Source organism: Subtercola boreus, assembly GCF_003399635.1.
In the GTDB taxonomy this organism is placed as follows: domain Bacteria; phylum Actinomycetota; class Actinomycetes; order Actinomycetales; family Microbacteriaceae; genus Subtercola; species Subtercola boreus_B.
In genome coordinates, this window is the sequence record NZ_NBXB01000018.1 from 1 (window position 1) to 11,438 (window position 11,438).

13 protein-coding genes and 1 pseudogene are annotated in these 11,438 nt (G+C 67.1%); 8 read left to right on the forward strand and 6 right to left on the reverse strand.

All coding sequences use genetic code 11. From position 1 onward, the window contains the following. Both B7R22_RS05910 and B7R22_RS19135 read left to right on the forward strand, forming a co-directional pair. Window positions 1-127, forward strand: a pseudogene (locus B7R22_RS05910) (IS5/IS1182 family transposase); the annotation flags it as partial. A gap of 20 nt (window positions 128-147) precedes the next feature. Beyond that, window positions 148-552: a polysaccharide deacetylase family protein gene (locus B7R22_RS19135; RefSeq protein WP_253258912.1), complete on the forward strand. Its 405-nt coding sequence runs from the start codon at window positions 148-150 to the stop codon at window positions 550-552. Between the two features lie 38 nt (window positions 553-590). Here B7R22_RS19135 and B7R22_RS19455 read toward each other — a convergent pair whose 3' ends face one another. Together B7R22_RS19455 and B7R22_RS05920 are read right to left on the reverse strand one after the other, a co-directional pair. Continuing rightward, window positions 591-1,766, reverse strand: coding sequence for a hypothetical protein (locus tag B7R22_RS19455; protein ID WP_216363403.1), 1,176 nt, complete (start codon window positions 1,764-1,766; stop codon window positions 591-593). Between the two features lie 51 nt (window positions 1,767-1,817). Beyond that, complete coding sequence (locus B7R22_RS05920) at window positions 1,818-2,447, reverse strand: mycothiol-dependent nitroreductase Rv2466c family protein (RefSeq protein WP_116410865.1); 630 nt, start codon at window positions 2,445-2,447, stop codon at window positions 1,818-1,820. 134 nt (window positions 2,448-2,581) lie between these two features. Here B7R22_RS05920 and B7R22_RS05925 point away from each other — a divergent pair, with 134 nt between their 5' ends. Continuing rightward, a complete protein-coding gene (locus B7R22_RS05925) occupies window positions 2,582-3,136 on the forward strand; it encodes a YceI family protein (RefSeq protein ID WP_116410866.1) in 555 nt (184 codons plus the stop codon). Between the two features lie 178 nt (window positions 3,137-3,314). On the opposite strand, the gene B7R22_RS05930 is transcribed toward B7R22_RS05925, so the two are convergent. Both B7R22_RS05930 and B7R22_RS05935 read right to left on the reverse strand, forming a co-directional pair. Beyond that, on the reverse strand, window positions 3,315-4,409 hold the full coding sequence (locus tag B7R22_RS05930; protein ID WP_216363404.1) for a winged helix DNA-binding domain-containing protein: 1,095 nt from the start codon (window positions 4,407-4,409) through the stop codon (window positions 3,315-3,317). 26 nt (window positions 4,410-4,435) lie between these two features. Further along, window positions 4,436-5,518 (reverse strand): App1 family protein, encoded by a 1,083-nt coding sequence (locus tag B7R22_RS05935; protein WP_437184136.1) that lies wholly within the window; start codon window positions 5,516-5,518, stop codon window positions 4,436-4,438. Window positions 5,519-5,693: 175 nt separating this feature from the next. On the opposite strand from B7R22_RS05935, the gene B7R22_RS05940 reads away from it, so the two are divergent. From B7R22_RS05940 to B7R22_RS05960, 5 genes are all read left to right on the forward strand, one after another. Beyond that, complete coding sequence (locus B7R22_RS05940) at window positions 5,694-6,350, forward strand: TetR family transcriptional regulator (RefSeq protein ID WP_116410867.1); 657 nt, start codon at window positions 5,694-5,696, stop codon at window positions 6,348-6,350. A gap of 201 nt (window positions 6,351-6,551) precedes the next feature. Next, complete coding sequence (locus B7R22_RS05945) at window positions 6,552-7,364, forward strand: ABC transporter ATP-binding protein (protein ID WP_116410868.1); 813 nt, start codon at window positions 6,552-6,554, stop codon at window positions 7,362-7,364. 96 nt (window positions 7,365-7,460) lie between these two features. Beyond that, entirely contained in the window at window positions 7,461-8,210 is a 750-nt protein-coding gene (locus B7R22_RS05950) for an ABC transporter permease (RefSeq protein ID WP_116410869.1), read from the forward strand. 4 nt (window positions 8,211-8,214) lie between these two features. Then, window positions 8,215-8,952, forward strand: a complete 738-nt coding sequence (locus tag B7R22_RS05955; protein WP_116410870.1) for an ABC transporter permease — start codon at window positions 8,215-8,217, stop codon at window positions 8,950-8,952. A 1-nt stretch (window position 8,953) separates the two neighbouring features. Further along, window positions 8,954-9,886, forward strand: coding sequence for an ABC transporter substrate-binding protein (locus B7R22_RS05960; protein WP_116410871.1), 933 nt, complete (start codon window positions 8,954-8,956; stop codon window positions 9,884-9,886). Between the two features lie 71 nt (window positions 9,887-9,957). Here B7R22_RS05960 and B7R22_RS05965 read toward each other — a convergent pair whose 3' ends face one another. Both B7R22_RS05965 and B7R22_RS05970 read right to left on the reverse strand, forming a co-directional pair. Further along, window positions 9,958-10,977 (reverse strand): M56 family metallopeptidase, encoded by a 1,020-nt coding sequence (locus B7R22_RS05965; RefSeq protein ID WP_116410872.1) that lies wholly within the window; start codon window positions 10,975-10,977, stop codon window positions 9,958-9,960. Between the two features lie 25 nt (window positions 10,978-11,002). Further along, window positions 11,003-11,422 carry a BlaI/MecI/CopY family transcriptional regulator gene (locus B7R22_RS05970; RefSeq protein WP_116410873.1) on the reverse strand — a complete coding sequence of 140 codons (420 nt, stop codon included), beginning with the start codon at window positions 11,420-11,422 and terminating at the stop codon, window positions 11,003-11,005. Window positions 11,423-11,438 lie beyond the last annotated feature (16 nt).

The window sequence follows — 11,438 nt, forward strand, 5'->3', positions numbered from 1 at the left end:
CTTCAACACCTTCAAACAATGGCGTGGCCTCGCCACCCGCTACGACAAACTCGCCCTCACCTACCGCGGAGGCGCCGTGCTCAGAGCAATCACGATCTGGGTCAAGGAATTAGGAGACACGCCCTAGTCGACTCCGGCCAGATCCAGCTGGGCAACCACACCTTCGATCACGTCGACCTCACGAAGGTGTCAGACGACAAGGTCATCCAACAGCTCCAGAAGAACCACGACTTCCTGTTCGACACGTTCGGCGTCGATTCCCGGCCGTACTACCGCCCGCCGTACGGGCATCGCGACGAACGGACCGATGGGCTCGCCGCGAGTATCGGCTACACCGCGCCCGTGCTCTGGACCAACTCGATTTACGATTCGAAGCTGCTCGACCCCGCAAAGATCGTGGCGCTTGCCAAGAAGTGCTTCCTGCCGGGGCAGATCGTCATCGGGCACCTGAACCACGACCCGGTGACCGAGGCCTTCCCCGAACTGCTGGAGATCATCCAGAGCCGCGCTCTTCAGACGGTCACGCTCGACGATGTCTTCCTGGCGTCGTAGCACGCGAGAGCCGGATGCCCGCCCCGCCGGGCGCGCGCTCAGTACCAGTGCGGGTTGGTGTTCTGCGAGTGCGCCCACGCGCCGCACGGGTTGCCGTAGCGGCCAGAGATGTAGGCGAGGCCCCAGTTGACCTGCGTGGAAGCGTTCGTCCGCCAGTCGGCGCCGGCCGAGGCCATCTTGTTGCCGGGGAGCGACTGCGGGATGCCGTAGGCACCGCTCGACTCGTTGTAGGCGTTCAGGCGCCAGCCCGACTCGCGGTTCCAGAGGTTCACGAGGCACTGGAACTGGTCGGAACCCCAGCCGCGCGCACTGACCTGGCCCTCGGCATAGTTCTTCGCACCCTGAGGGTCGCTGACCAGCCCGCTCGGCGGGGCGCTGCTGTCGTTGCCGTTGCCGTCACCCTGGTTGGCGGCCGCCTCTTTCGCAGCGGCGGCGTCGGCGGCATCCTTCGCTGCCTGGACGCCGAGCTGGTAGTTCTGCTCGACGGCAGCCGTCGTGTCCTTCAGGGTGGCGAGCTGGGCGAACAGGATGTCGCTCTGCGCCTGCTGGGCGGAGACCTCAGCGTCGGCGGCCTGCTCTGCGACCTGCGCGTCGGCCGCGGCCTGTTGGGCGGCGACTGCCAGCTGCGTGCGGGCGTCTTCGGCGACGGTGGCCTGGGCGTCGAGCGTGGTCGCGAGGTTCTGGGTCGAGGTGGCCAGGGAACTGAGGCGCGCGGACTGCTCGGTGATCTTGTTGAGTGTTCCGAGCTGGTCGAGCAGCGTGCCGGCCTGCGATCCGCTGAGAAACAGGTTCGCGGTCTGGTTGCCGCCGGAGCGGTAGAGCTCCACCGTCAACTGGGCGAACTGCGCCTTCGCAGTGGCGGCCTTGGCTGTCGCCTCGGCTGCGCGCTGTCTCGAGGAGTCGGCCGTCTGGGTGGCGGACTGCAGGGCGGCCTGCGCGTTGAGGTACTCATTGCCCTTCTGCACCGCGACGTCACCGAGCTGGGCCGCCTGCTGCTGCAGTTCGCCGATGAGCCCGGTGATGTTCTGCACCTCGGCGGCCTTCGTCGCCTCGTTCTGCTTGGCGGCGTTGACGTCGTCCCAGCTGGGGTAGTCAGCTCGCACGGCGAGGGAGAGGATGCCCGGGGCAGACGTCGCAGAGGCGGCGACGGGCATCGCAACGCCCGTCGAGACCGCCAGGGCGGCGGCGACGACAAGGCGCAGCGAACGATTCATGGCTCTACGCTATGCGACGACGAGCGAAAACGGGGATGCCCACGCTGCCGATCAGCTGAAGATCGGGTCCCGGGTGCGGCTCCGCTTGAGTTCGAAGAAGCCGTCGAAGCTCGCTGCCGCGACGATGCCGTCCCAGAGCGTCAGAGCAATCTCGCCGGTCGGGGCGGGGGAGATGACCGGGCCGAAGAAGGCGATCCCGTCGACCGACAGGATGGGCGTGCCCACATCCTGGCCGACCAGGTCGATACCGCTCGAGTGGGATGCCCGCAGTTCGCTCTCGAAACGGAACGGCTCACCGGTAGCAGCATCCGGAGCCTCGTTTGCGAGTTCGGCCGGCAGACCGGCCTCCGCGAGCGACTCGGCGATGATCGCGTCGACGTCGGTTCTCTGGCCGAGATGGATCCGCGTGCCGAGTGCGTCGTAGAGCGGCTTGACGAAATCCTGGCCCTTCAGCTCCGTGACGGCAGCGATGAGCTGGGCATATCGGAGCGTGCGGGGGAAGAATGCGCGGTGGGCGTCGTCGATGTCGTTGTTCTCGTTGAGGATCGCGAGGCTCATGATGTGCCAGGTGACATCGAGGTCACGGTGGGTGGAGACTTCGTCGACCCATCTCGACGTCATCCAGGCCCAGGGGCAGGAGGGATCGAACCAGAAATCGACACGTGTTGTTTGCTCAGCCATGACCCCACTCTGCCACTCTGGGAGGACACAGCGGCAATTCGATACATTTGCATTGAAAAAGGCTTGCGCTGGATGGAGTTATCGTTATTGTTGTACTTACAAGTTTTTGATGTTCGGCTCAGAAGGAAGAAACCATGACTGACACCTATACGATCCCCGGCCACAAAGCGGGCACCTGGACCATCGACCCGTCGCACAGCGAGGTCGCCTTCAGCGTCCGCCACCTGCTGATCAGCAAGGTCAAGGGCAAGTTCGAGAAGTTCGATGCCACGTTCGTGACCGGCGAGAGCCCCCTCGACACCAAGCTCACCGCATCGGCCGACATCGAGTCGATCAACACCGGTGACGCCAACCGCGACGGTCACCTCCGCACGAACGACTTCTTCAACGCTCCCGAGTTCCCGACCATCACGTTCGTCTCGAACAGCGTCGTCGCCGAGAAGGACGACCTCAAGGTCTCGGGTGACCTCACGATCAAGGGCGTCACCAAGACGGTGACGTTCGACGTCGAGTTCGGTGGCTTCGGCAACGACCTCTACGGCAACTACAAGCTCGGCCTGACCGCCAAGACCGTCATCAACCGCAACGACTTCGGTGTGAGCTGGAACGCTCCGCTCGAGGCCGGCGGAGTGCTCGTCGGCGACGACGTCACCATCACGATCGACCTGCAGGCGTCGCTGCAGGCGTAACCCGTCCAGCGTCACGAAGGCCGTCGTCCCCTCTCGGGGTCGGCGGCCTTCGTCATGCCGCCTCCCGTGCCCCCTCCGGCTCCTGACGCGTATCGACTGGGGAGTTTCGGTCGGTATCGGGCCGGCGAAGCGACCGAAACTCCCCAGTCGTTCGGTGGGCGGGGCGGGCCGGGTCGGGTCAGAGGGCGAGAGGGAGGCCGAGGTAGGCGGCGTAGCGGGCGGCGGCGCGCGCCACGCCCGCGGACTGGACGGCGCCCAGCGGCTCGAACGGGGACGGCGTCACCCCGACCCGCGCCGCCCCGGCCTTCCGCGACCAGGTGCCGACGACGCGCCCGCCGGCGACGATCGTGGGCAGGAACATCCCGTTGCCGCCCGGCACGATGCGCTCGGAGTACTCCGCCGCCAGTACGGCACTCCGATCCGCGTAGCCGAGCAGGTACTCGTCGAAGCCCGGCAGCAGGTGCACCGCCGCGCGAACGGGAGGCTCTGCGAGCGCGCCGGCGGGCATCCAGTACTCGACGCCGTCGACCGCGAACGATTCGAGACGGTCTCGCGCCGCATCCAGTCCCGCTTTCGCATCACGCACGAGCAGGTTCGACCACCACAGGAAGTCGCGGAGCGAGGCAGGCCCGTGGCCGGTGAAGTAGCGGAGGGCCAGCTCCCGCACGCCCTCCTCGTGACTCAGGCGTCGTGGATGCCCGATCCATTCGCCCTGCAGAACGAGTGCCTGCGCGGTGCCGAGCATGGGCCCGAAGCAGAGCGTCTTGGTGTGGCTGAGGTACCAGAGCAGGTGCGATCCCCGGTTGGATGCGGTGTCGATGCCGTGCGAGCGGAACTCGGCGAACAGCGCGTCGCGGGTGAGCGAGCGCCCGCCCTCGAGTGCTTCCACCGCGACAGCGCTCGCCCGCTCGAAGGTCTCGGAGTCGAGCCCGAGCTGGCGGTGACGGGTGGCCGCGCCGGTGATGGTGCGCGTGGCGGTGAGGTCGAGCATCCACTCGAGGTCCTCGGCGACGACGAGGTGCAGCGTGCCGCGGAACGGCCACGACCGCACGACCTCGCCGGTGTTCAGGGCGTCGTCGACGGTGCGGAGCGTGGCGCCGGGGGAGCGGAGCGCGACGGACCACTTGGCACCCGGCAGGTCCTGCGCCTGCATCGCCGCGAGGCGCCGCACCACGTCGACGACACCGGTACGTTCACCGGAGCCGCTGCGGCGCTGGATGCCCTGGCCCACCAGTCGCAGCCGGGCGAGGGTGCTCGCTTCCCGCGCCTTCACGGCAGCTCGTCAGGCACGGTGCAGCCTCAGAGCAGCTCGGCGGCCCGCAGTTGCTTCGCGAGACCGGAGCCGTCGGGAGCGTACATCCAGAGCGCATCGGACTTCGCGCTCATCGACTCGGCCTTGGACCGGCCACCGGCCAGCACGGCCTCGCTCGGGGAGAGCTGGCGGATCGCGATGGCGGCGACATTGCCGGGGTGCTGCTGCTCGAACTCGCCGTAGATCTCCTCGTCGTGCTGCCCGTCGTCGCCGACCAGGAGCCAGCGCATCGCCGGGAACTCTTCGGCGAGCCGGTGCAGGTTGTCGCGTTTGTGCTCCCGGCCGCTCCGGAAGAGGCGATCGTGCGTCGGCCCCCAGTCGGTGAGGAGGAGAGGGCCGGTGGGGTAGAGGTTCCGGGAGAGGAACCGGCCGAGGGTGGGGGCCACGTTCCAGGCTCCCGTCGAGAGGTAGATGGTGGGGGATCCCGGATGCTCGGAGGCCAGCCGATCGAGCAGCACAGCCATGCCGGGCGTGGGCATGCGGGCGTGTTCGTCGAGCACGAAGGTGTTCCAGGCGGCCAGCAACGGCCGGGGGAGGGCGGTCACCATGACGGTGTCGTCGATGTCGCTCACCACGCCGAAGGTGGCGTCTGGCGAAATGATGAAGACCGACGACTCGACGGGCTCGGAGTCCTCGGCCCTCAGGGTGATGGTGTGCCAGCCGGGTTCGAGGGTGGCGGGGACGACGGCGTCGACGACACCTCCGCGGTCGGCCTTGACCTGGTGCTCCACGCCGCCGACCGTCACCGTGACATCCACCTCGTTGATGGGCACAGCCGTGAAACTCCGCCAGCCACGGACGAGTTCTTCGCGGCGGCCGATGAGGGGGAGGCGCCGGCGCGGCTTCCTGTCGTGCGTCAGGAGCACGCGGCAGAGGATCCGCACCCACTCGGTCGAGCCGTAGCCCTTGTAGGGCACGACCGTGGTCTCGTAGCCGCGCTTGCGCGCCCGGTTCTCCCGGAACTCGTGCAGGGCGTCTTCGACTCGCGCGGCGCGGTGCAGGATGCGCTCGGGCGTGACCCTGGCGCCCGCGAGGCCTGTAGGGAAGGGTCGTACCGGTTCGTCTGCCACCGTCCCAGTCTGTCAGACGACTCAGCGAGACGCCTGATCGTCGGATCCGGGAGCTGATTCCTGTCAGATGATGGAGAAGTTCTCAAGAACCTGCACGGATTGTCACTCGGCCCGCAGGGACGGCGGGTAACATGAGACTTACTTGAACACGTAATGAAGGGGCCGGCGAAGAAAAGTGTCACTCAGTAAGCTGATCGATGAGACTCTGCTCGAGATGGTCAACGTGCGGAACGAGCCCGTACAGGTGCGGAGTTCCACGCGCATCTCCGCCCTGGTCGACGCGGCCGCCGAGGTGGTCGAAGAGGTCGGTGTCGAGCGCATGACGACGGCCATGGTCGCCGAACGGGCCGGCGCATCCATCGGAACCGTGTACCGCTACTTCCCCGATCGCATCGCGGTGCTCTCGGCCCTCAGCCTCCGCAGCATGGACAGGTTCCTCCGCCAGACGCGGGAGAACATCCTGCGCGACAAGCCGGAGTCGTGGATCGACATGATGCTGATCTCCTTCGAGACCGCGGTCGAGATGCACCGCACAGAGGTCGGTTTCACGTCGATCCGCCTGGGGGATCTCGTGTCGTACCCTGAGGTCGAACCCACCTCCATCCGGTCGGCGCGCATCGCCAGTGCCTTCGCTGCGATCATCGACCAGGACTTCGGTGTCGAGTCGACGCCCGATCTGACCCTCCACCTCGAGATGTCGGTCAACATGACCGATGCCCTCCTGGTGCGCGCGTTCGTGAGCGACAAGGCGGGAGACACCCGCATCATCGACGAGGCGCGCTCGATCATCTCGTCGTACCTCGCCTCGTTCGACCAGGGCGCGAAGAAGTAGTCCACTGGGGGGCTGCATCCCACGCTCCTGATCCGGATGCCCAATAGGGTGCGCCACGGGCGCGTTTTCGGATGTCGGAGGCTCACGCAACACTGTGTCAAGCACGGTGCCCGGCTTTGCCAATTCTTCAGAATGGTGTTTGGCTTGGCGCACTGGTCCGAGCCGCACGTGCTGTGACCTTTCCGACGACTGGAGATCTGCGTGATCGAATTCCGCACGGTTACCAAGAAATTCCCTGACGGCACTGTCGCGGTCGACGAGCTGAGCCTGGTGATCCCTGCCCGGCAGACGACGGTCCTGGTCGGCTCGTCGGGCTCAGGCAAGACGACCATCCTCCGCATGATCAACCGGATGGTCGAGAAGACCTCGGGCGACATCGAGATCGACGGCGAGGACATCTACGCCCTGAACCCGGTGAAGCTCCGCCGAAGCATCGGCTACGTCATGCAGAACTCGGGACTGCTCCCGCACCGCAAGGTGATCGACAACGTCACCACCGTTCCTGTGTTGAACGGTGTCAAGAAGGCCCAGGCGCGGGAGGCGGCCCTGACGCTGCTCGACACCGTCGGGCTCGACCGGTCGCTGGCCGAGCGCTACCCCAGCCAGCTCTCGGGGGGGCAGCAGCAGCGCGTCGGGGTGGCCCGGGGACTTGCGGCCGACCCGAACATCCTCCTGATGGACGAACCGTTCGGCGCCGTCGACCCGATCGTGCGCTCGGAACTGCAGCAGGAGCTCATCCGCATCCAGCGCGACCTCGGCAAGACGATCGTCTTCGTGACCCACGACATCGATGAGGCCTTCCTGCTGGGCGATCAGGTGGTGTTGCTCGAGAAGGGCGGCCGCATCGCGCAGCAGGGCACTCCCGCCGAGATCCTGTCCCGCCCGACCAGTGACTTCGTGGCCACCTTCATCGGCGCCGACCGCGGCCGCCGGGCGCTCCGGGTCGAGGTGGTCAACGGGCGGAACGTCGTCGTCGACGAAGACGGTCGACCGACCGGGGTGTTGCAGTCATGAGCGCGAGAGCCTCGAACGGCCTCGTCGAGAACTGGGCTGCGCTGAAGAGGGCGTTGGCCCGATGAGCGCCGCTGCCTCCGCGGATCGAGTTCTCGCATGAACTGGGTCGTCAACAACCTCGGGCTCATCTGGAGTCTCACGCTCGACCACGTCGCTCTGGCCGTTCCCCCGATCATCCTGGGATTCCTCATCTCGATCCCGATCGGCTGGGTCGCCAACCGCTTCCACGCCTCGAGGGGTGTTCTGCTCACCATCAGTGGGCTGCTCTACACAGTGCCGTCGCTTCCGTTGTTCATCGCCCTCCCCGCAATCCTCGGTACCGGCATCCTCGACCCCATCAATGTCGTCGTCGGGCTCACGATCTACGCCGTCGCCCTCATGGTGCGTTCGGTGGCGGATGCCCTGGCCGCCGTCGACGCGGGAGTCCGGCAGGCGGCCACAGCCATGGGCTACTCGGCCTGGCAGCGTTTCTGGCGGGTCGAGTTCCCGCTGGCCGGGCCGGTTCTGCTCGCAGGTCTTCGAGTCGTGTCGGTCAGCACGGTCAGCCTGGTCAGCATCGGTTCGGTCGTCGGTGTGTCGAGCCTCGGCTACCTCTTTCTGAACGGGCTGCAGCGGAACATCATCGAGGAGGTCGCCAGCGGAATCGTCGCGACCCTGGTGATCGCGGTGGTCTTCGACCTCCTGCTCGTGCTGGCCGGCCGGGTGCTGCTGCCGTGGGCGAAAGCGGATCCGACGGCGAGGCGTGCGCGGCGGAAGACGGTCGAGACGGCCATAGCCGGTCCATCTGCGGGCGGTTCAGCTGTCGACGACCCGGCCGTCAGCGATCCCTCGATGGCGGGGCGGTAGTCTCATGGATCTTTTTCTCGACGGTTTCGCGTGGATCTTCGATCCGGCGCACCTCTCCGGCCCCGGCGGCATCTGGGCGCGCATCGCGGAGCAGCTCTCCTACACGTTCGGCGCCGTCGCCATCGCGGCGGTCATCGCCATTCCGCTCGGTCTCTGGATCGGGCACACCGGCCGCGGCCGCGACATCGCCGTGCTCAGCTCGGGCGGGCTCCGGGCCCTTCCGAGCCTCGGGCTGCTGATCATCTTCGCGCTCGGCATCGGGATCGGCTTCAAGGCGCCGCTCCTGACGTTCGTGATCCTCGCCATCCCGTCGCTGCTCTCCGGTGCCTACGCCGGTGTCGAGGCGGTCGATAAACGCACCGTGGACGCTGCCCGGGCCCAGGGCATGACCGAGTGGCAGGTGCTGACGAAGGTCGAGCTGCCTCTCGGTCTGCCCCTGCTCATCGGCGGCATCCGGTCGGGCGTGCTGCAGGTCGTCGCCACGGCGACCCTCGCCTATTTCGCCAGCGGCGGGGCGCTCGGCGTGTTCATCAACGACGGCCTCAAGACCCGCGACTACGCGGAGCTCATCGGCGCGTCGATCGTGGTCACCGCGCTGGCTCTCGTGCTCGAGGGCATATTCGCGCTGCTGCAGAGGTTGTTCGTGCCACGCGGTGTCACCGCGGGCCAGATCACAGAAGTCCGCTCACGGCCAGTCAGGCCGCGAGCGGTGGTGGGATCCCCCATCCAAGAAGGGAAATAGCATGTTCACAGCATTGAAGAAAGGCCGTGTCGCCGCCCTCGGCGTCATCGCGGTCAGTGCGGCAGTCGCACTGGCAGGGTGTTCATCAGGCAGTAGCAGCCCGTTGGGCTCCAGTTCTTCGGGTTCGGCCGCGGCGGGCACCATCGTCATTGGTTCGCAGTCGTACTACTCGAATGAGATCATTGCGGAGATCTACGCTCAGGCACTTGAGGCCAATGGCCAGACCGTGACCCGCAAGTTCAACATCGGCCAGCGCGACGCCTACTTGCCGGCTCTCGCCAGCGGCGAGGTCACCCTCTTCCCCGAGTACTCGGGGAACCTCCTGCAGTTCTACGACAAGGCCACCGCCGCGGTCTCGGCGAGCGATGTGTACGCGGCCCTGAAGACCGCCGTGCCCGCGAACCTCGAGGTGCTCGACCAGTCCGAGGCAGCCGACCAGGACTCGTACAACGTCACCAAGGCGTTCTCCGAAGCCAACGGCGTGACGAGCATCGCCGATCTCGCCAAGGTGTCGAACGTGACGCTCGGTGGCAACGCCGAACTCGCGACCCGACCCTACGGCCCTCCCGGACTGCTCAGCACCTACAACGTCACCGTCGGCTTCACGCCGATCGACGACTCGGCCGGCCCGCTGACGCTGAAGGCCCTGCTCGACAACACGATCCAGGTCGCCAACATCTACAGCGCAGACCCGAGCATCGGTGCGAACGACCTGGTCACGCTGACCGACCCGAAGAGCCTGCTCCTCGCGTCGAACGTCGTGCCGCTGATCAACAAGGATGCGGCCACCCCGGCCGTGACCGACGTGATCAATAAGGTCGACGCCTCGCTCACGACGGCGGATCTCGTTTCGATGAACGGTGAGAGCGTCAACGACAAGAAGTCGTCGGCCGACATCGCCAAAGAGTGGCTCGCCAGCAAGAAGCTGTTCTAGAGCTTCCCGCACGGCCGAATGTGGCCGAAGCCGGCCGGAAGGTCCCTCTGGGGGCCACCGGCCGGCTTTTTCTATACAGCGAAGAGCAGCACGACCGGGAAGGCGAGCAGAACGGCTGCGAGGCCCAGGATGCCCGTGCGGGCCGGTAGCATGAGCTGGCTCTCGGGGTGCAGCAGCCGCCGCACCCTGACCACCACCGGATCGACCGACGTGGCGAACCGATCGTCGTGCTGCACATCCTCGCCGAACTCGGTCGCCGAACCCACCTTCTCGGCCCGCACAGCGTAGGCCGGGGCATCCACCACCGACATCGACGCAGGGCCGCGGCGCACGATGTTCTGCGTCTCCGCCGATCCGACGAGCGCGATGGCTTCGGCGAGGGTGGTGTTGTCGGTCAGACGGCGGCTCTGGTCATCCGCCAGCATCTCGACCAGCAGCGAGACGGCGACCTGCGCCCGGGTGGCGATCGGGAACCAGGGCAGGGCGCTCCGCCACGATTCGAAGGCGACGAGCAGGATGTGGTGCTGCTGCCGGAGGTGTGCCCGCTCGTGGGCGATCACCGCTTCGAGCTGGTCGGAGTCGAGCAGTGACACGAGCCCCTCCGAGAGCACGGTGACGGTGCGTGCGCCGGGCAGGCAGTAGGCGACAGGCGCGGGGGAGTCGAGGATGAGCGTGCCGGGCTGGCCGAGCAGGGGGGTGCTGAGAAGGTCGACGAGGGAGCGGTGCCGTCTGCGCTGGCGTTCCGTGCGGGTGACGGTCACGGCTAGGTTCAGCAGCAGGTGCGCGAGCAGCAGCGCGGCGCTCGAAAGGGCGAAGAGATGGATCAGACCCGCCCCGGCCGGAAGCGCACCGGCGAAGACGAGCGGCGGGAGGTCGGCCAGCCCGCTGAGCAGTCCGCTGCTGAACGGGATCAGGCCGAAGGTCACGAGGGAGCCGATCATCGACAGCCCGCCTGCAAGGGCGATCGCCTGCCAGAGCAGCAGTGCCACACCCGGCGAGCGCGTTGGCCAGTGCGCCCGGGCGAGCAGCACCGGAACCGGCCACGCCAGAACGACCGCCAGCGCGGCAAGGGTCAGAGAGGCGAAAAGCACGCGCCCAGCGTAGCCTTCTGGGCTGTCAGTCGGCCTGTGCGGCGGGCAGCGTGCGTGGGGCGGCGGATGTCGCGACCGAGCCCGCGCGTTTCTCGAGCAACTGGCGGAGGGTGTCGGCCTCCTGGGGGCTCACCTGGCCGACGAACCGGGCGAGGGCCGCCTCGCGGTCGGGCTCGGCGCCCAGCACCTGCTGGAGGAGCTCGGCCGTGTGGTCGGCACGCGTGGTGACAGCGAAGTAGAGGTGCGGCCTGACCTTGCGGTCACGGGCGACGAAACCCTTCCGTTCGAGGCGCGAGAGCACGGTGAGCATTGTCGTCAGCGCGAGCTCCTTGCCGGCGCTCGTCTTGTGCTCGAGGTCTTCGCGGAGCTCAGCGGCCGACACCGGAGCGTCGCTCTGCCAGAGTCGCTCCATGATTGAACGCTCGAGGTCGCCAAGGGTTGCCATGGCACTAGATTAGCGC

Bases quoted from the DNA above. Each gene is read 5' to 3' on its own strand.
- B7R22_RS19455 (WP_216363403.1), bottom strand. From the start codon at position 1,766: ATGAATCGTTCGCTGCGCCTTGTCGTCGCCGCCGCCCTGGCGGTCTCG.
- B7R22_RS05920 (WP_116410865.1), bottom strand. From the start codon at position 2,447: ATGGCTGAGCAAACAACACGTGTCGATTTCTGGTTCGATCCCTCCTGC.
- B7R22_RS05925 (WP_116410866.1), top strand. From the start codon at position 2,582: ATGACTGACACCTATACGATCCCCGGCCACAAAGCGGGCACCTGGACC.
- B7R22_RS05950 (WP_116410869.1), top strand. From the start codon at position 7,461: ATGAACTGGGTCGTCAACAACCTCGGGCTCATCTGGAGTCTCACGCTC.
- B7R22_RS05955 (WP_116410870.1), top strand. From the start codon at position 8,215: ATGGATCTTTTTCTCGACGGTTTCGCGTGGATCTTCGATCCGGCGCAC.
- B7R22_RS05960 (WP_116410871.1), top strand. From the start codon at position 8,954: ATGTTCACAGCATTGAAGAAAGGCCGTGTCGCCGCCCTCGGCGTCATC.
- B7R22_RS05970 (WP_116410873.1), bottom strand. From the start codon at position 11,422: ATGGCAACCCTTGGCGACCTCGAGCGTTCAATCATGGAGCGACTCTGG.